This is a genomic window from Methylobacterium carpenticola, assembly GCF_042748905.1.
In the GTDB taxonomy this organism is placed as follows: domain Bacteria; phylum Pseudomonadota; class Alphaproteobacteria; order Rhizobiales; family Beijerinckiaceae; genus Methylobacterium; species Methylobacterium carpenticola.
Window position 1 is genome coordinate 5,394,839 of record NZ_JBHZEO010000001.1, and the last position, 17,797, is coordinate 5,412,635.

The window sequence follows — 17,797 nt, forward strand, 5'->3', positions numbered from 1 at the left end:
CTGACGGCGCGGCAGCCCGTCACGCCCCATTTGCCCAATCGTCGGCAAGCCCTTAAGTCAGGGCCTCGGCGTCCCATGGGGCGGGCGCCGCGTCCGGATCACCCATGGCCGTCGTCCTCGATCTCCTCGCCAACGATGCGCGTCCGCGCCACCCGGAGAAGGCGCACCGGCCCGATCAGCCGATCCAGCGCAAGCCCGACTGGATCCGCGTCAAGGCGCCGGGCTCCCCCGGCTGGGCCGAGACCAACCGCATCGTGCGCGAGCACGGGCTCGTCACGGTCTGCGAGGAGGCGGGCTGCCCCAATATCGGCGAGTGCTGGGAGAAGAAGCACGCCACCTTCATGATCATGGGGGACACCTGCACGCGGGCCTGCGCCTTCTGCAACGTGCGCACCGGCCTGCCTCAGGCCCTCGACGGCGAGGAGCCCGCCCGCGTCGCCGACGCGGTGGCCCGGCTCGGCCTCTCCCACGTGGTGATCACCTCCGTGGACCGCGACGACCTCAAGGACGGGGGCGCAGGCCATTTCGCGGCGGTGATCGGCGCCATCCGGGCGGCCAGCCCCGGCACGACGGTGGAGGTGCTCACCCCCGACTTCCTGCGCAAGGACGGGGCGCTGGAGGTGGTGGTCGCGGCCAAGCCCGACGTGTTCAACCACAACCTCGAAACCGTGCCCTCCCGCTACCTCACGGTGCGGCCGGGCGCCCGCTACTTCCACTCGATGCGGCTCCTGCAGCGGGTGAAGGAACTCGACCCCACCATGTTCACCAAGTCCGGCATCATGGTGGGCCTCGGCGAGGAGCGGAACGAGGTGCTGCAGCTCATGGACGACCTGCGCTCGGCCGACGTCGACTTCATCACCATCGGCCAGTACCTGCAGCCGACGAAGAAGCACCATCCGGTCAAGCGCTTCGTGCCGCCGGACGAGTTCCGCGCCTACGAGACCACGGCCTATGCCAAGGGCTTCCTCCTCGTGTCGGCGACGCCGCTGACGCGCTCCTCCCACCATGCGGGATCGGATTTCGCCCGGCTCCGCCAAGCCCGGCTCGACCGGCTCGCGACCGCCTGATCGATGCCGAGCTTCCGCACCACGCGCACCGTCCGGCACAGCCCGGACGACATGTTCGACCTCGTCGCCGATGTCGAGCGCTACCCCGAGTTCCTGCCGCTCTGCGAGGGCCTGCGCGTGCTGCGCCGCCAGCCGGGCCCGGAGGAGACGGAGGTCCTGGTCGCCGAGATGAGCGTCGGCTACAAGGCGATCTCGGAGCGCTTCACCACCCGGGTGCAGCTCGACCGGCCGAACCGGCGCATCGTGGCCGAGTACATCAACGGCCCGTTCCGGCATCTGGAGAACCGCTGGACCTTCCGCGAGGCGCCGAACGGCGGTTGCGCGGTGGAGTTCTACATCACCTACGAGTTCAAGAGTCTCGCCCTCGGGCTCCTCATGGGCAAGATGTTCGACCACGCCTTCCGCAAGTTCACGGACGCGTTCGAGAGCCGGGCGGACCGGATCTACGCCCGCGCGTGAGGCCGGGCCCAAGCCGCGCCTGCGAACGCTACGCCCGCGTCGGGGGCACGTGAGCGTTCCGCGCTCAGAGCGGCTCGCCAGCCAAGTCCCGGCGGCCATCGACGATGGCGACGGTCTCGACCCGGCTCACCGGGCCCAGATCCGTATCCGGGCGGTTTCGTAGAGGGATCGGACAGGGCGCCTCGACCAGGATGCGCGCTCGCCCGGATGTCCGGCCGGCGCGGATCCATGCGCGGCTGCTCGGCGACTTGCCGCGTGCGCTCGTCGATCCGCTCGGCGGCAGCCGGATTCGTCAGGCCGATCGGTCGGCGAGATCGACCGCACCCTGCGGGCCGCTCGCCTTCCTGGCATCCCACGCCTGCCGCAGCTGCGCCAATTCGTGCTCCCGCAACTGCCGTCGTCCCGACCAGAGCCGCACGGCTCACGCACGACCTCGCTGGTGGAAGCATATTCACCGGCCTCGACGGCCGCGCGAATCTGCGCCGGCCTCGGATCTCCGCCGCAGCGTTCCGCGGTGGTCCAGGTCTCTCGTGTCCGGGAGCAAGGGAAAGGTCGCGCGCCGGAGGTGGGCTCCCCGGCAGCCGCCTCATACGGTTTCCGGATGATCGCTTCGCGATGCGGAAACCGGCCTCGCTCAGGCGCCGCGCGGGCTCGTGATACGGTTTCCGAAAGTGATCTTCCGGAAACCGTATCACACCTCGGTCAGTGCCGCCTCCAGCAGCCCGAGCGCATCCTCCACCGCCTTGCGGCGCACCTCGGCCCGGCCGAGATCGCCGTAGCGGCGCTCCAGGTGGCGCCGGGTGCGCCCGGAGGTGACGAGGCCGAAATGCACGAGGCCCAGGGGCTTCGTCGCCGTCGCCCCCGAGGGGCCGGCGATGCCCGTGATGGCGAGCGCCACGTCGGCCCGCGAATGGGCGAGCGCGCCCTCCGCCATGGCGCGGGCCACGGGCTCGCTCACCGCGCCGTGCTCGGAGATCAGGCCGAACTCGACGCCCAGGATCTCGGCCTTGGCCTCGTTCGAGTAGGTGACGAAGCCCCGCTCCACCACGGCGGAGGAGCCTGCCACCTCCGTGAGCAGCGCCGCGAGCAGGCCGCCGGTGCAGGATTCGGCCGTGACGATGCGGCGATGGCGCTCGCGATAGGCGGCGATCAGCACGCCCGCGCGGGCGATGAGGGCGGTGTCCGCGATCATCGGGCCTCCTTGTGATGTCGGCAAGTTGTGATGTTGGCAAGTCGCGACAGGTTCTCCGCCGGGACCGCCGACAAGACAAGGACCCGCGACCTCGCCCGGGGGCTTCGTCCAGCGCATGGCAGGCGCCACGGCGCCCCGTCGGACCCTACGGCAGGCGGATCGTCGCGGCGGCCTGGGCGGCGAGGCCCTCGGCGCGGCCGACGAAGCCGAGCTTCTCGGTCGTCGTCGCCTTGATGGAGACGGCGCTCACCGGGACGCCCGCGACCTCGGCGATGCGGGCGCGGATCGCCTCCCGGTGCGGGCCGATGCGGGGCTGCTCGCACAGGACCGTCACGTCGAGATGGTCGATCACGCCGCCGCGGGCCGCCACGCGGGCGACCGCGTCGGCCAGGAACTGGTCCGAGGAGGCGCCGCGCCAGCGGGGATCGCTCGGCGGGAAATGCACGCCGATGTCGCCGTCCGCCAGGGCGCCGAGGATCGCGTCGGTGAGCGCGTGCAGCACCACGTCGCCATCCGAATGGGCGAGCACGCCGCGATCGGCCGGAATGCGCACGCCCCCGAGCCAGACATGGTCGCCCTCGGTGAAGGCATGCACGTCGAAGCCGGTGCCGAGACGGGTGACGAGGGTCATGGAAGCTCCTGAGGCGAGGCTGGCCGGCGCCGCGGCATCGTCGGAGGCGGCCGCGCCGCCGAAGGCACGGTCCGCCTCGTCGAGATCGGCGGCCTGGGTGATCTTGCGGTTGCGGACGTCGCCCTCGAACAAAGCGACGGGGAGCCCTGCCCATTCGGCGAGCGCCCCGTCATCCGTGAAGCCGTCGAGCCCCTGCGCGGCGGCGCTCCGATGGGCATCGAGCAGCGGCGCGAAGGCGAAGGCCTGGGGCGTCTGCACGGCGCGCAGGGCCTCCCGGGGCGGGGTCTCGACGACGAGGCCCTGCGGGTCGATCCGCTTGATCGTGTCGGTGACCGGGATGCCGGGCACCGCGGCCCGGTGGGCGCGGGCCGCCGCGACGGCCCGGTCGATCAGCGCCGCGTCCACGAAGGGGCGGGCGGCGTCGTGGACGAGGACCAGGGACGGAGCCCCGGCCCCGGCGAGGGCCTCCAGGCCCGCCCGCACCGAGAGCTGCCGGGTGGCGCCGCCCTCCACCGGGGGCAGGAGCTTGGCGGCGTGGCCGGGGGCGAGGTCGCCGAGGCACTCGCCGTAGAAGGCCGCCGCGTCGGGAGCGATCACCACCTGGATCCGGGCGAGCCCGGGATGGCGCGCCAGCGCCTCCAGCGTCCGGGTCAGCACCGCCTTGCCACCGACGCGGCGATATTGTTTGGGGGTGCCGCCGCCGACGCGGATGCCGCGGCCAGCAGCGACGACCACCGCGGCAGTCTCGGACATGGACCGGATCTTTCACAGGCTTCGGGCGGGAAACCGGTTTCCCGAGGAAGCCCGCTTCCTAGGCGGGGTGCGACGCAAAATCAAATCGGGGCGCACCGCGGCATCTCCGCTTGCGCGCGGCCCGGTTTTGGCTATTTGTTGTGCAGAATGACGAGTGATCATTATTTGAGCGCGTCGGGGGACGAGAGCAGGGTGACAGCGCTGCCATCCGGATCGAGGGCGGGCGGGCGTCTGCCGGGCGCCCTGCTGGCGCCGCTGTCGGGCGTCACCGACCTGCATCTGCGCCGGATCGCCCGCCGGCTCGGCGCCACCGCGGTCGTCTCCGAGATGGTGGCGGCCGAGGATCTCGCCCGCGGCACCGAGGAGGCGCGGCTGCGGGCGGAGGGCGAGGGGGTGCTGCCGCACATCGTGCAGCTCGCCGGCTGCGACCCGCGCTGGATGGCGGAGGGGGCCCGCCTCGCCGAGGCCAACGGCGCCGACGTGATCGACGTGAACATGGGCTGCCCGGCCAAGAAGGTGACGGGCGGCGAGGCGGGCTCGGCGCTGATGCGCGACCTCGACCACGCGGCGCGTCTGCTCGCGGCGGTGCGCGGGGCGGTCTCGGTGCCGGTCACCGTCAAGATGCGGCTCGGCTGGGACCATGCCGCCCTCAACGCCCCGGAACTGGCCCGGCGGGCCGAGGATCTCGGCCTGTCCGCCGTCACGGTGCACGGCCGCACCCGGCAGCAATTCTACACCGGCCGGGCCGATTGGGCGGCGATCCGCGCGGTGGTCGAGGCGGTGGCGATCCCCGTGGTGGCGAATGGCGACGTCGACGGCCTGGAGACGGCGCGGGCCTGCCTCGCCGCGTCCGGCGCCGCCGCCGTGATGATCGGGCGGGCGGCGGTCGGGCGGCCCTGGCTCGTGGGCGCGGTGGCGGCCGGCTTGCAGGGCCGGGAAGCGCCCGTCCTGTCGGGGGCCGAGCGGGCGGACCTCGCGGCGGAGCATTACGAAGGCCTGCTCGCGCTCTACGGCGTGGCGATGGGCGTGCGCCACGCCCGCAAGCATCTCGCCGCCTATGCGGACCATGCCGGGGGCCTCCCGGCCCCCGAGCGGGCCCGGCTCGTCACCACCACCGACCCGGCCGAGGCGCGGCAGCTGCTTCACCGGGCCTTCGCCGGTTCGACGGCTTCGGCCGCAGGTCGGGCGGCACCGGCTGCGAAGCAGGCGGCATGAGAAAGGGTCTCGCCGATGATTCGGCCACGCTCCCCGACGAGCCCGCGCGCGGCTCTCCCCGCGTCGCTGCCGGGAGGCGCCCGGCGATGAACGCCCCCACGAACGACGCGATCATCAACGCGCTGCCCCTGCCCGTGCTCACGATCGGGCCGGACGAGCGCATCCTCCAGGTCAACATGGCCGCGGAGCACTTCTTCGACCATTCGCGCCGGCTGATGCAGCGCCAGCGTCTGCGCGACATCATCCCGTTCTCCTCGCCGATCATCGCCCTCGTGAACGAGGTGCGGCGGCGGCACTCCAGCGTGAGCGAGTACCGGGTGGAGCTGGGCTCGCCGCGCTCGGGCATCGAGCGCAGCGTCGACGTCTTCGCGACCTATCTCGACGACGACATGGTGGTGCTGATGCTCCAGGAGCGCACCATCGCCGACAAGATGAACCGCCAGCTCACCCACCGGCAGGCGGCCCGCTCGATGGTGGCGCTCGGCGCCATGCTGGCCCACGAGATCAAGAACCCGCTCGCCGGCATCCGGGGCGCCGCGCAGCTCCTCGAACAATCCGGCAGCGAGGACGACCGCCTGCTCACCCGCCTGATCTGCGACGAATCCGACCGCATCGTGCGCCTCGTCGAGCGCATGGAGCTGTTCGGGGACGAGCGGCCGGTGGAGCGCGGGCCGGTGAACGTCCACGGCGTGCTCGACCAGGTGAAGCGCTCGGCCCAGTCGGGCTTCGCCCGTCACATCCGCTTCGTCGAGAACTACGATCCCTCGCTGCCGCCGGTGCTCGGCAACCGCGACCAGCTCATCCAGGTGATCCTCAACCTCGTGAAGAACGCCGCCGAGGCGATCGGCGCGGACGCGGTCGACGGGGAGATCACCCTCTCGACCGCCTTCCGCACCGGCCTGCGCCTGCAGGTGCCGGGCTCGCGCGAGCGGGTGAGCCTGCCGATCGAGGTGGCAGTGCGCGACAACGGCCCGGGCGTCAGCGCCGACCTCCTGCCCGACCTGTTCGATCCCTTCGTCACCACCAAGGCTCAGGGGTCGGGCCTCGGCCTCGCCCTCGTCGCCAAGATCGTCGGCGACCACGGCGGCATCGTCGAGTGCGACCCCGCCCCCCGCCGCACCACCTTCCGCGTTCTCCTGCCGATGTCCCACGCCCGCGACGGGCGCGAATCGGCCCCGGATGTCGAGTAGCCCCATGCCGAACGGACACATCATCGTCGCGGACGACGACGCCGCCATCCGCACCGTCCTCAACCAGGCGCTCTCGCGCGCCGGCTACGAGGTGCGCTCGACGGGCAACGCCGCCACCCTCTGGCGCTGGGTGGCGCAGGGCGACGGCGATCTCGTCATCACCGACGTGGTGATGCCCGACGAGAACGCCTTCGACCTGCTGCCGCGCATCAAGCGGGTACGGCCGGACCTGCCGATCATCGTCATGAGCGCGCAGAACACCTTCATGACGGCGATCCGGGCCTCGGAGCGCGGCGCCTACGAGTATCTCCCCAAGCCCTTCGACCTGAAGGAACTCACCGCCATCGTCGGGCGCGCCCTGTCGCGGCCGCGGGGCAACGCGGCGCCGGGCGCCGCGCCCGAGAACGAGGACATTCCCCTCGTCGGGCGCTCGCCCGCCATGCAGGAGATCTACCGCTCCCTGGCGCGGCTGATGCCCACCGACCTCACGGTGATGATCACGGGCGAGTCCGGCACCGGCAAGGAGCTGGTCGCCCGCGCGCTGCACGATTACGGCCGCCGCCGCTCCGGACCCTTCGTGCCCGTCAACATGGCGGCGATCCCGCGCGACCTCATCGAATCCGAGCTGTTCGGCCACGAGAAGGGTGCCTTCACGGGCGCCACCGCCCGCTCGGCCGGGCGCTTCGAGCAGGCCGAGGGCGGCACCCTGTTCCTCGACGAGATCGGCGACATGCCGATGGAGGCCCAGACCCGGCTCCTGCGGGTGCTGCAGCAGGGCGAGTACACCACGGTCGGCGGGCGGGTGCCGATCAAGACCAACGTGCGCATCATCGCGGCGACCAACAAGGATCTGCGGGTCTCGATCCAGCAGGGCATCTTCCGCGAGGACTTGTTCTTCCGCCTCAACGTGGTGCCGCTGCGCCTGCCGGCCCTGCGCGAGCGCACCGAGGACGTGCCGGACCTCGTGCGCCACTTCTTCACCCTGGTCGAGCGCGAGGGTCTGAGCCGCAAGCAGCTCGACGCCGACGCCATGGAGCGCCTCAAGCGCTACCGCTGGCCCGGCAACGTGCGCGAGCTCGAGAACCTCGTGCGGCGCCTCGCGGCGCTCTACCCGCAGGAGACGATCACCGGGCCGGTGATCGAGGCGGAACTCGACACGCTGCCGCTCGCCGCCCCCGCCCAGGGCAACGGCGCGGCCCGCAAGGGCGCGGCCGAGGGGGAGGGGCTCTCGGCGGCGGTGGAGCGGCACCTCGCCGATTACTTCTCGGGCTTCCGGGACACGCTGCCGCCGCCCGGCCTCTATCACCGGGTGCTGCGGGAGATCGAGGGACCACTCATCGGCGCGGCGCTCGCGGCGACCCGCGGCAACCAGATCCGCGCGGCGGAGCTGCTCGGCGTGAACCGGAACACCCTGCGCAAGAAGGTGCGCGACCTCGACCTTCAGGTCTTCCGCACGCCGCGCTGAAGCCCATCGGGCCGTGCCATGGGACGCGTCCGAGCCTCAACTGGTTCCGGAAGCGTCTCGAGACGGCGGCCGGGGAGAGTTCCGGCGCCCGCTCCCGGTGATTGCGGGCCGCGCAACGCTTTCAGCCATGGAGAGCGTCCCGGGCGATGATCCGATCTCCGGCGCCCGGAGGCCGGGATCGCAGTCCTTGAGCCGCGCCCGTCGAGACCGTGCGGTCCTTCGGGTGCCGAGGACATTTCGTCGCAGCGCGATCGGGCAGGCGCGGTCCGGCCGCGCCGCCCACAGCCATGCTTCAGGCGCAGGGCAGCGCCGCCTCCTCGGGCGAAGCGGTCACGCAGTAGAGCCGCTTTCGGGAATACAACTTCATGTTGTCGTTGGCCGAAGCGCCCGGATGGCCGTGATACTCGTCCGAAATCTCGCCGGCCGTCAGCACGCGACGGCGTGCGCGCCACGTCGACGGCAGAGCCTTCGGCGTCTTGCGAGTCCGGCTCTTCTTCTCACCACCGACCTGCGAGCGATCCTTTCGCTTCGTCATCTTTGAAACGTCCCCCAACCACGACCGCTTTCTCCGCGGAGCCAGGAAGACCGCCGGTTGGCCCGGCTGATTCCGCCATGCACGCTCCGCAGGTAACCGCAGACCTCACCCTAGACCGAAATCCCCTGCAAAGTCCGGCGACATTTCGACTTTTCAGATTCTTCGCCGGCCTGCGGCGGGCCAGTCACACCCCGCCGTCAGGTCTAATCCGTATGGCGAAACGGCATAGCCCATACGGCTTATGCCATACGATCGGGCAAGTGATTGAGGATGCGATCGTTTCCCCGCCCGCCGGGCCTCGCTCCGGCCGGCGCGCCGGAGCTTGGCATTATGCGCCGGCCGCATTGGTCCGGCAGGTCGGTTCGAGCCGATTGACGTTACGAAACTGAACCGTCCGCAAGCATATCCCGATCGTTTCTGTTCTGCAGGACCTTGAAGTTGACCGCATCTCGCGTAACATCCGACCCATTGGATGGGGTACGCAGTTCCGCGAGGATGACGATGAATTCCGAGAATCAGACCGACGCCCCCCTGACCATTGAACTCGTGTCCGACATCGTGTCGGCCTACGTGTCGAACAATTCGGTGCCCGTGGGTGAGCTCGCCGGCCTGATCCGCAGCGTGCACGAGACGGTGGCCCATCTCGGCGCCCCGGCGGCGCCCCAGCCGGAGAAGCTGAGCCCCCCGGTGCCGATCAGGAAGACCATCACCCCGGATTATCTCATCAGTCTGGAGGACGGCCGGCGCTACCGCACGCTCAAGCGTCACCTCGCGGGACGCGGCCTGACGCCCGAGCAGTACCGCACCAAGTGGGGCCTTCCGCCGGACTATCCCATGGTCGCGGCGAACTATGCCGCCCAGCGGTCCGAACTCGCCAAGAGCATCGGCCTCGGCCAGAAGCCCATCGCGCGCCGCGCCCGCACGAATCAGGCGGCCTGACGCGGGCAGGCACCCGGCGCAGGACGGTGCCCTGAAGCGGCCCGCAGGCCCGACGAGCCCGGGCCGGATCCCCACCGTTCCTCCGATTCCGGTCCGTCTCACGGGACCGCGTGCCATACCGGCCGCGGTCCCGTATTAATTTCGCCACACTGTAGTGGCCTTGCATCACGCATGTTGCTGTCGCGCCGCGTTCACCCTCCCGGGGCTCAAGCCTCCGGCTCCCCGCCGGAGGCTGCCCCGCGGGGGCCCGGCCTGTTCGGGGCCCTCGTCGTCGGCGTGGCGCTCGCGCTGGCGCTCGCCACCTTCCTGATCCTCGTCGGCGCCACCGCGATCGCGCCGACCCACAACGTCGTCGTCACCCTGCTGCTCGGCAACGTGGCCCTGGTGATCGGCCTCGTGGTGGTGATCGTCTGGGAGGCCCGGGTCTTCCTGCGGGCGCGGCGGGCCAATGCCCGGGTGGCGCGGCTGCACACCCGCATCGTCGGCCTGTTCAGCCTCATCGCCACCCTGCCGACGATCCTGCTCGCGGTCGTGGCCTCCATCACCCTGGAGCGGGGGCTCTCCCCCTGGTTCTCCGACCGGATGCGCAACGTCGTGCTGATGTCGGTCGACGTCGCCGACGCCTATCTCACCAACCAGTGCCAGAGCCTCGCCCGCGAGGCGCGGATCCTGTCGGACGACCTCACCCGGGCCCGGCCCGCCTTCGAGGTGGAGCGGGCGTGGTTCGAGAACTTCCTCACCGCGCGGGCGAGTTCCCTCGGGCTGCCGATCGCCCGCATCATGCGCTCGGCCGACGAGACCGTGGCGCGGGCCAATATCGACGTGCTCAAGAACCCGCCGCTGCCCTCCGCGGCGGATTTCGAGGAGGCGGCGAAGTCCGCCGACCCGACCTGCCTGCTCCCCCGGGAGGGCCGGGTGTTCGGCGCGCTCATGAAGCTGCCGGCCTACGGCGATTCCTTCCTGCTGATCGAGCGGGAGGTGACGCGCCTCGCCGTGGAGTTCCCGGGCGTGTCGCGGGCGGCGGCGGCGGAGTTCCTCACCATCGATGCCGGCCGGCGCAGCGTGCAGATCGCCTTCGCCAGCATGTTCGCGCTGATCGCCCTGATCGCGCTCCTGTCGGCGGTCTGGTTCGGGCTCAACTTCGCCAACCGGTTCGTCGCGCCGATCCGGCGCCTGATCAACGCCGCCGATCAGGTCGCCTCCGGCAACTTCTACGCGCAGGTGCCCTTCCGCAAGACGGAGGGCGACCTCCAGCACCTGGGCGAGAGCTTCAACAAGATGACCCAGGAGCTGCGCCGCCAGCATGACGGCTTGGTCGAGGCCCGCGACCAGATCGACCGCCGCCGCCGCTTCACCGAGGCGGTGCTGGCGGGAGTCCCGGCCGGCGTGCTCGGGATCGACGCGAACGGCGTCATCACCATCGCCAACCCCTCCACCGAGCGCATGCTCGGGCGCAAGCCCCAGGACCTCGTCGGCACGCCCCTGCGCCTCGCGGTGCCCGAACTCGCCGAGGTGTTCGGCGAGAAGGGGGAGGCGCGCCTGCGCCCGATGCAGCAGCAGATCCAGATCACCCGCAACGGCCGCGAACGCACCATCGACGTGCGGGTGACGAGCGAGCAGGCGCAGGGGGACGACCGCGGCTACGTCGTCACCCTCGACGACATCACCGATCTCGTCACCGCGCAGCGCACCTCCGCCTGGGCCGACGTCGCCCGGCGCATCGCCCACGAGATCAAGAACCCGCTGACCCCGATCCAGCTCTCGGCCGAGCGCATCCGGCGCAAGTACGGCAAGGTCATCACCACCGACAAGGACGTGTTCGAGCAGTGCACCGCCACGATCGTGCGCCAGGTCGACGACATCAAGCGGATGGTCGACGAGTTCTCGTCGTTCGCGCGGATGCCCAAGCCGGCGATCGCCCGGAACGACCTGACCGAGACCGTGAAGCAGAACCTGTTCATGATGCGGGTGGCGCATCCCGACATCGACTTCGCGATGGAGGGGGAGGGCGCCCGGGTCAGCGCCGCCTTCGACACCCGCCTGCTGGCGCAGGCGGTCACCAACATCCTCAAGAACGCCGTCGAGGCGGTGCAGGCGGTGCCCGAGGCGGAGCGCGGGCGCGGCCGCATCACGGTGCGGCTGGTGGAGGAGGGGGAGAGCGTCGTGATCGAGATCACCGACACCGGCAAAGGATTTCCCGCCGAAGGGCGCCAGCGGCTGCTCGAACCCTATATGACGACCCGCGAAGGGGGCACCGGCCTCGGGCTGGCGATCGTGAGCAAGGTCTTGGAAGAGCACGGCGGCGGCATCGAACTCAACGACAACCCGGCGGGGCGGGGCGGGCAGGTCCGCATGCGCCTGCTGCGCGAGGTCCGGCGCGACGAGCCGGGCGACGGCCCGGGCCGTCCCCGGGAGGGGGCCGCGTGAGGCCGCTCCCGCTCCGCCCGGTGGCGCAGGCCCCGGACAAGCCGATGAGATCAGACAACCAGGGTGCGGCCGCAGGGCAGGACACCCGCAGCGCGGGGAGGCCGTGAGCGATGAGCGCCGACATCCTGATCGTCGATGACGAGGCCGACATCCGCGACCTCGTGGCGGGCATCCTCGACGACGAGGGCCACCGCACCCGCACGGCCGGGTCGTCCGACGAGGCGCTCGCCGCGATCGAGCAGCGCCGTCCGCACCTCGTCTTCCTCGACATCTGGCTCCAGGGCTCCCGCCTCGACGGGCTGCAGGTGCTCGACGTCGTCAAGGCGCAGGCCCCGGACCTGCCCGTGGTGATGATCTCGGGCCACGGCAACATCGAGACCGCGGTCTCGGCCATCAAGGCGGGCGCCTACGACTTCATCGAGAAGCCGTTCAAGGCCGACCGGCTGATCCTGGTGGCCGAGCGGGCCCTCGAAGCCTCGCGCCTGAAGCGCGAGGTGCGCGACCTCAAGGCCCGCTCGGGACAGGCGAGCCGCATCGTCGGCGGCTCGGTCGCCATCAACCAGCTGCGCCAGACCATCGAGCGGGTGGCGCCCACCAACGCCCGGGTGATGATCTCGGGCGCCCCGGGCTCCGGCAAGGAACTCTCGGCCCGCACCCTCCACGCCGCCTCCACCCGCGCGAACGGGCCCTTCGTGGTGATCAACGCCGCCACGATAACGCCCGAGACCATGGAGGCGGAGCTGTTCGGGGTCGAGGCCGCGGACGGGCGCCCCCGCCGGGTCGGCGCGCTGGAGGAGGCCCATGGGGGCACCCTCTACATCGACGAGGTCGCGGACATGCCCCGCGAGACCCAGAACCGCATCCTGCGGGTCCTCGTCGACCAGAACTTCCAGCGGGTCGGCGGCACCACCCGGGTGCATGTCGACGTGCGCATCATCTCCTCCTCCTCGCGCGACCTCGCCGAGGAGATCGCGGGCGGGCGCTTCCGGGAGGACCTCTTCCACCGTCTCAGCGTGGTGCCGATCCGGGTGCCGCCCCTGGCCGAGCGCCGCGAGGACGTGCCTGAGCTGATCGGCTTCTTCATGGAGCAGATCTCGACCGCGACCGGCCTGCCCCAGCGCCGGATCGCCTCCGACGCCATGGCGGTGCTGCAGTCGCACGACTGGCCCGGCAACGTCCGGCAGCTGCGCAACAACGTCGAGCGCCTGATGATCCTGACGCAGGGGGATCCCGAGACCGAGGTGACGACCGAGATGCTGCCGACCGAGGTCGGCGCCCTCGTCCCCACCACGCCGAGCGGGGCGGGAGGCGAGAAGCTGATGAGCCTCGCGCTCCGGGAGGCGCGGGAGATCTTCGAGCGCGAGTACCTCATCGCGCAGATCGCCCGCTTCTCCGGCAACATCTCGCGCACCGCCGAGTTCATCGGCATGGAGCGCTCCGCCCTGCACCGCAAGCTCAAGTCGCTCGGCATCGGCGCCTGAGGATCGCACCCCGCCTGCATTTGGGAATGCGGGCGGGGCACGAGCCTGCTAGGACTTGCTGCGGCGTGGCCGGATGCCACGCCTGCGCCGGATACCTCTTGCGCAAGACCGACCTTCACCGTGTAATAGGGTGCAGCAGGTCCGGGGTCGCGCGCGGCGCGGCCCGCAAAAATCAACGGAGCGACCCGTCATCCGGGGCCGGCAGCGGGTTCACAAGGATAAGAAGAATGGCGGGCGAGCGCGCGCAAAATCTGCAGGACACTTTTCTCAACCACGTCCGCAAGAACAAGATTCCTCTCACGATCTTCCTGGTCAACGGCGTCAAGCTGCAGGGCGTAGTGACTTGGTTCGATAATTTCTGCGTGCTTCTGCGGCGGGATGGACATTCCCAGCTGGTCTATAAGCACGCGATTTCGACGATCATGCCCGGACATCCGGTGCAGCTCTTCGAGCAGGGGGAGGAGGGGGCCGAGAAGGGCTGAGGGCCGCGCGCCCCGCCCATCGGAGACCCGGCCGCTTGATTGCGGCCGGGACGCTTCCAATCTGTCATCGATCGCCGTCGCGGCGCGGTTCGGGCCGAGGCTCCGGACGCGACCGCCGCGGCGATGGCGGTCCGGTGCCCCGGACGTCTCAACGATGCGCGTGAGAACCGGTTTTGATGGAACCACGGATCCCGGGCGACGCCCGACGTGACGACCGGCTGCCGGGCGAGATCCGGCTGCAGCAGATGGCGGAGCCGGAAGGCACGATCGCCGCCGAGACCCGCACCCTCGTGATCGGCCCCTATCAGGTTCGCCGCAATCCCGACGGGGCGCGTCCGGGCGCCGGGCGGCCGCTGGCGGCGCGCCTCGACGAGGCGGTGGGCCTCGCCGCCGCCATTGATCTCGACGTGGTCGACCGCCTGATGCTCGCCGTTCAGGCGATCCGGCCCTCGACCTATCTCGGCAAGGGCCGCGTCGAGGAGATCGCCGGGCGGATCGCCGCTGAATCCGTGCGCCTCGTGGTGATGGACTGCGCCCTCTCGCCGGTGCAGCAGCGCAACCTCGAGAAGGCCTGGAGCGTCAAGGTCATCGACCGGACCGGGCTGATCCTGGAGATCTTCGGGCGGCGCGCCTCCACCCGCGAGGGCACCCTGCAGGTCGAGCACGCGCATCTCGCCTACCAGCGCAGCCGCCTCGTGCGCTCCTGGACCCACCTGGAGCGCCAGCGCGGCGGCTTCGGCTTCCTCGGCGGCCCCGGCGAGACCCAGATCGAGGCCGACCGGCGCATGATCCAGGAGCGGATGACCCGGATCGAGCGCGAGCTCGAAACCGTCACCCGCACCCGCGGCCTGCACCGTCAGAGCCGGCGCCGGGTGCCGTATCCGGTCGTGGCCCTGGTCGGCTACACCAATGCGGGCAAGTCCACCCTGTTCAACCGCCTCACCGCGGCCGAGGTGCGGGCGGAGGACATGCTGTTCGCGACCCTCGACCCGACCGCCCGGGCGATCAAGCTGCCGCACGGCGAGACCGCGATCCTGTCCGACACGGTCGGCTTCATCTCCGACCTGCCGACCATGCTGATCGCCGCCTTCCGGGCGACGCTGGAGGACGTGATCGAGGCCGACATCCTGCTGCACGTGCGCGACATGGCGCACGAGGACACCCAGGCGCAGGGCGAGGACGTGCAGGCGGTGCTGGCCGAACTCGGCATCGCCCCGGAGGGGGACCGGATCATCGAGGTCTGGAACAAGGCCGACCTTCTCGACACCCCCGAGCGCGAGCGCCTGCTCAACCTCAGCCGGCAATCCGGCACCAAGCCCGTGCTGATCTCGGCCCTGACGGGCGAGGGGACCGACCGCCTGCTCGCGCGCATCGAGGCCCGGATCGCCGAGAGCCGGACGAGCTTCGCCCTGATGCTCGACCCCGCCGAGGGCGCGGGCCTGCACTGGCTCTACGAGAATGCCGAGGTGCTCGACCGCCGGGAGGATGCGGAGGGCCAGCTCCACCTCGTGGTCCGCCTCGCGCCCGAGAAGGAGCCGCGCTTCCTCAACCGCTTCGGCACCGCGCGGCGGCTGCGGACGGGCGACGCCCCCCGGCGCTGAGGGGGGGCTTCCGGGATCAGGTCCCGGGGCTCCAGTGCTTGCGGATCACCGAGAGCACCCGCTCGTTGAGTTCGAGATCCATCTCGATGAGCGGGTCCACCTCCTTCATGCGCCGCAGCAGATCGGCGAGATCGACCGCCTCCCGCGGCTCCGCCCGCCGCTCCGGCAGCGGCTTGTCGATGCCGAGCCGGTCGAACAGCGTGGCGGCGAAGCTCTCGTAGTATTCGGCGTGGCCGACCACCTCGAAACGGGAGATGTTCTGCACCGCGCTGTGCCAATGCGTGGGCCCGAGCTTTCCCTGCTTGGGGTTGTAGCCGAGGCAGCGGGTGATGGGGTTGGACAGGAAGGCCCGGCTCTCGTCGTCGATGCCCGCGAAGGCCCGCTTCAGCAGGGCGGGATTGCCGAAATCGAGATCCGTCGCGAAGGCGCAGGGCCCCGCCATGGCCTCGATCCGCCACGCCTGGACCGGGTTGAGCGCCAGCTCGGCCCGGTTGCGCAGCCACAGGATCCGCGACGCGAGTTCGAGATAGGGATCGCCGATCAGGATCGCCCGGACGAACCGGTCGCCCTCCAGCACATCGATGAACTTCTCGTACTCGAACTCGCCATAGACCAGCGACGATCGGATGTCGGTGTTGCCGAACATGCAGCGCAACGCGTTGTTGTCGATGTTGCGCAGGTTCGTATGCGCCATCTGAAACTGCGAGATCAGGATTCCCTTGAGGGGGTCGTTCTGGCCGATCCGGTAGTCGAGATGGACGAGACGGGCGGCGATGTCGTTCAGGCGCTTCGAGCGGCGATAGAGCAGGAAGTTGGTTTCGTAGTCGCGGATGTCGATGTCGCTGTCGGCGGCGTAGCCCGGAACCGAGACCGCCCCGATATCGAAGCCGCACTGGCCCGTCGTGTGCCAGCCGACATCCTTGACGGTGTGCCAGTACACGTTGGCTTCCAGATTGAGTACCGTATTCCCGTCGGCCACGACCCGGACCCGCGGAATCAATCTTTGGTCGTCCGGCGCAATCCAGATCGAAATATTCGAATTCTCTTGCAAATGAAGAGCGAAAAGCATTGCGATCCAGAATTCGTTGTAATCTGCGTCCGGATGAGAGCGTTTTCCGACGAAGTGGATGCCGGTTCGTCGCAGAAAATGCGGCAAAACCAAACATCTAGAGCGGGATCCGACGGCAGCGTGACCGGATCCCGCTCTAGTAGCGCCCGGATAGGCCGTCAAGATCGTGCAGGCCGGGCCGGAGCATCGCCCCGGCCCGGGAGCAAGGCCCCGCGCCCTATTGCGAGCGGCGGCTGAAGGAGACGGCGTAGGCCTGCACCCGCGCGTCGATCAGCGGATCGTCGGAGACCTCGATCCCGTCCGGCAGGTTGTTCGGCATGAACAGCAGAGCCTTCTCGGCCTCGGCGCTGTCGGCCACGGGCTTGGTGAGCGCGAGCGTGCCGACCTCCACGAGGCGCCTGTCCTCGGGCCAGGGCTGGGTCGCGTCCTTGGTGGAATCGCCCTCGCCGGCGATCTGCGCCAGCACCCGGAAGCTCACCGGCTCCCTGGCGATCCGGGCGGCGATGTCGGTCATCAGGAAGTTCGGGTCGCGCCGCGCCGCCACGGCCGCGTCGAGGTAGTCGGTGCCCGCGACCGGCACGAAGCGGTAGCGGAACGGCGTGCGCTTGCCGGCCGCGTCCACGAACACGAAGGCGTTGACGCCGTTATAGACCTCGCGCGCGAGGCTCGACGGCGCCCCGACGGCGGCCCCCGCCTTCGGCACCGCCGGATGCGTGGCGACGAACTGCTCGACCGGCGTCGGGTGGGGGACGTTCGGGCCGCTCGCCGCGGCGGCGCGCAGGAGGTCGCGGAACTCCTCCGGGGTGGCGACCGGGAAGAACTTCAGCGAGTTCACCACCACGTCCATCTCGCCGCCCTCCGCCAGGGCGAACTTGATCGCCATCCCGTGCGGCTTGGCATTGGCGTCGCCGTCCGGGATCGCCGGCAGGCCGGTCGCGTCGGAGAAGCGCACGGTGACCGGCACCGCCGGCCCGCGGAAGACCGCCGCCTTGCTCAAGGCGGCGGCCTCCTTGCTCGGCGTGAAGGTGCCCTGCACCACCACGCCCTTGGCGTGGTTCGCCCGCATGCCGGGATGCTTGCCCCAGAGCGTGTTCATCACGTCGACGATCTGCTCGGGCGTCGAGACGTCCTGCGCCCGCGCGAGGCCGCCGGCGCCGAGCAGCAGCCCGATCCCGGCCGCCAGCGCGGATCCGATCCTCATGTAGCCCGTGAATCCCTTGCCTATGAATCCCTCGCCCATGAGTCCCTCCGGTTGCGGCCGCCTCACGCGCGCCCGATCGGCCGGACCATG

At 70.5% G+C, this 17,797-nt stretch carries 15 protein-coding genes; 10 read left to right on the top strand and 5 right to left on the bottom strand.

Annotated features, from left to right (window positions below):
• Positions 1-104: 104 nt before the first annotated feature.
• Both lipA and ACE101_RS25045 read left to right on the top strand, forming a co-directional pair.
• Positions 105-1,067: a lipoyl synthase gene (lipA, locus tag ACE101_RS25040; protein WP_379135496.1), complete on the top strand. Its 963-nt coding sequence runs from the start codon at positions 105-107 to the stop codon at positions 1,065-1,067.
• Between the two features lie 3 nt (positions 1,068-1,070).
• Complete coding sequence (locus ACE101_RS25045) at positions 1,071-1,526, top strand: type II toxin-antitoxin system RatA family toxin (protein ID WP_379135497.1); 456 nt, start codon at positions 1,071-1,073, stop codon at positions 1,524-1,526.
• A gap of 691 nt (positions 1,527-2,217) precedes the next feature.
• Here the strand turns inward: ACE101_RS25045 and ACE101_RS25050 are convergent.
• Both ACE101_RS25050 and ACE101_RS25055 read right to left on the bottom strand, forming a co-directional pair.
• Positions 2,218-2,718, bottom strand: a complete 501-nt coding sequence (locus ACE101_RS25050; protein WP_379135499.1) for a CinA family protein — start codon at positions 2,716-2,718, stop codon at positions 2,218-2,220.
• 145 nt (positions 2,719-2,863) lie between these two features.
• Entirely contained in the window at positions 2,864-4,102 is a 1,239-nt protein-coding gene (locus ACE101_RS25055; RefSeq protein ID WP_379135502.1) for a bifunctional 2-C-methyl-D-erythritol 4-phosphate cytidylyltransferase/2-C-methyl-D-erythritol 2,4-cyclodiphosphate synthase, read from the bottom strand.
• Positions 4,103-4,249: 147 nt separating this feature from the next.
• Between ACE101_RS25055 and dusB the strand changes: the two genes are divergently transcribed.
• The 3 genes from dusB (at position 4,250) to ntrC (ending at position 7,972) form a co-directional block, all read left to right on the top strand.
• Positions 4,250-5,317 (top strand): tRNA dihydrouridine synthase DusB, encoded by a 1,068-nt coding sequence (gene dusB, locus ACE101_RS25060; RefSeq protein ID WP_379135505.1) that lies wholly within the window; start codon positions 4,250-4,252, stop codon positions 5,315-5,317.
• 86 nt (positions 5,318-5,403) lie between these two features.
• Positions 5,404-6,507, top strand: a complete 1,104-nt coding sequence (locus ACE101_RS25065; protein ID WP_379135508.1) for a two-component system sensor histidine kinase NtrB — start codon at positions 5,404-5,406, stop codon at positions 6,505-6,507.
• A gap of 4 nt (positions 6,508-6,511) precedes the next feature.
• Positions 6,512-7,972 carry a nitrogen regulation protein NR(I) gene (ntrC, locus tag ACE101_RS25070; RefSeq protein WP_379135511.1) on the top strand — a complete coding sequence of 487 codons (1,461 nt, stop codon included), beginning with the start codon at positions 6,512-6,514 and terminating at the stop codon, positions 7,970-7,972.
• Positions 7,973-8,264: 292 nt separating this feature from the next.
• On the opposite strand, the gene ACE101_RS25075 is transcribed toward ntrC, so the two are convergent.
• Positions 8,265-8,507, bottom strand: coding sequence for a hypothetical protein (locus tag ACE101_RS25075; RefSeq protein ID WP_379135514.1), 243 nt, complete (start codon positions 8,505-8,507; stop codon positions 8,265-8,267).
• A gap of 501 nt (positions 8,508-9,008) precedes the next feature.
• On the opposite strand from ACE101_RS25075, the gene ACE101_RS25080 reads away from it, so the two are divergent.
• The 5 genes from ACE101_RS25080 (at position 9,009) to hflX (ending at position 15,437) form a co-directional block, all read left to right on the top strand.
• Positions 9,009-9,446, top strand: a complete 438-nt coding sequence (locus tag ACE101_RS25080) for a Ros/MucR family transcriptional regulator (protein WP_379135516.1) — start codon at positions 9,009-9,011, stop codon at positions 9,444-9,446.
• 171 nt (positions 9,447-9,617) lie between these two features.
• The gene (locus ACE101_RS25085) at positions 9,618-11,873 is read left to right on the top strand and encodes a sensor histidine kinase NtrY-like (RefSeq protein ID WP_379135518.1); all 2,256 of its coding nucleotides are present in this window, start codon (positions 9,618-9,620) and stop codon (positions 11,871-11,873) included.
• Positions 11,874-11,983: 110 nt separating this feature from the next.
• Positions 11,984-13,354, top strand: coding sequence for a nitrogen assimilation response regulator NtrX (ntrX, locus tag ACE101_RS25090; RefSeq protein WP_379135521.1), 1,371 nt, complete (start codon positions 11,984-11,986; stop codon positions 13,352-13,354).
• Between the two features lie 227 nt (positions 13,355-13,581).
• Entirely contained in the window at positions 13,582-13,836 is a 255-nt protein-coding gene (gene hfq, locus ACE101_RS25095) for an RNA chaperone Hfq (protein WP_012335600.1), read from the top strand.
• Positions 13,837-14,012: 176 nt separating this feature from the next.
• Complete coding sequence (gene hflX, locus ACE101_RS25100; RefSeq protein WP_379135524.1) at positions 14,013-15,437, top strand: GTPase HflX; 1,425 nt, start codon at positions 14,013-14,015, stop codon at positions 15,435-15,437.
• A gap of 16 nt (positions 15,438-15,453) precedes the next feature.
• Here hflX and ACE101_RS25105 read toward each other — a convergent pair whose 3' ends face one another.
• Both ACE101_RS25105 and ACE101_RS25110 read right to left on the bottom strand, forming a co-directional pair.
• On the bottom strand, positions 15,454-16,416 hold the full coding sequence (locus ACE101_RS25105) for a hypothetical protein (protein WP_379135526.1): 963 nt from the start codon (positions 16,414-16,416) through the stop codon (positions 15,454-15,456).
• 307 nt (positions 16,417-16,723) lie between these two features.
• Positions 16,724-17,707 (bottom strand): catalase family peroxidase, encoded by a 984-nt coding sequence (locus tag ACE101_RS25110; RefSeq protein ID WP_379135529.1) that lies wholly within the window; start codon positions 17,705-17,707, stop codon positions 16,724-16,726.
• Positions 17,708-17,797: the final 90 nt, after the last annotated feature.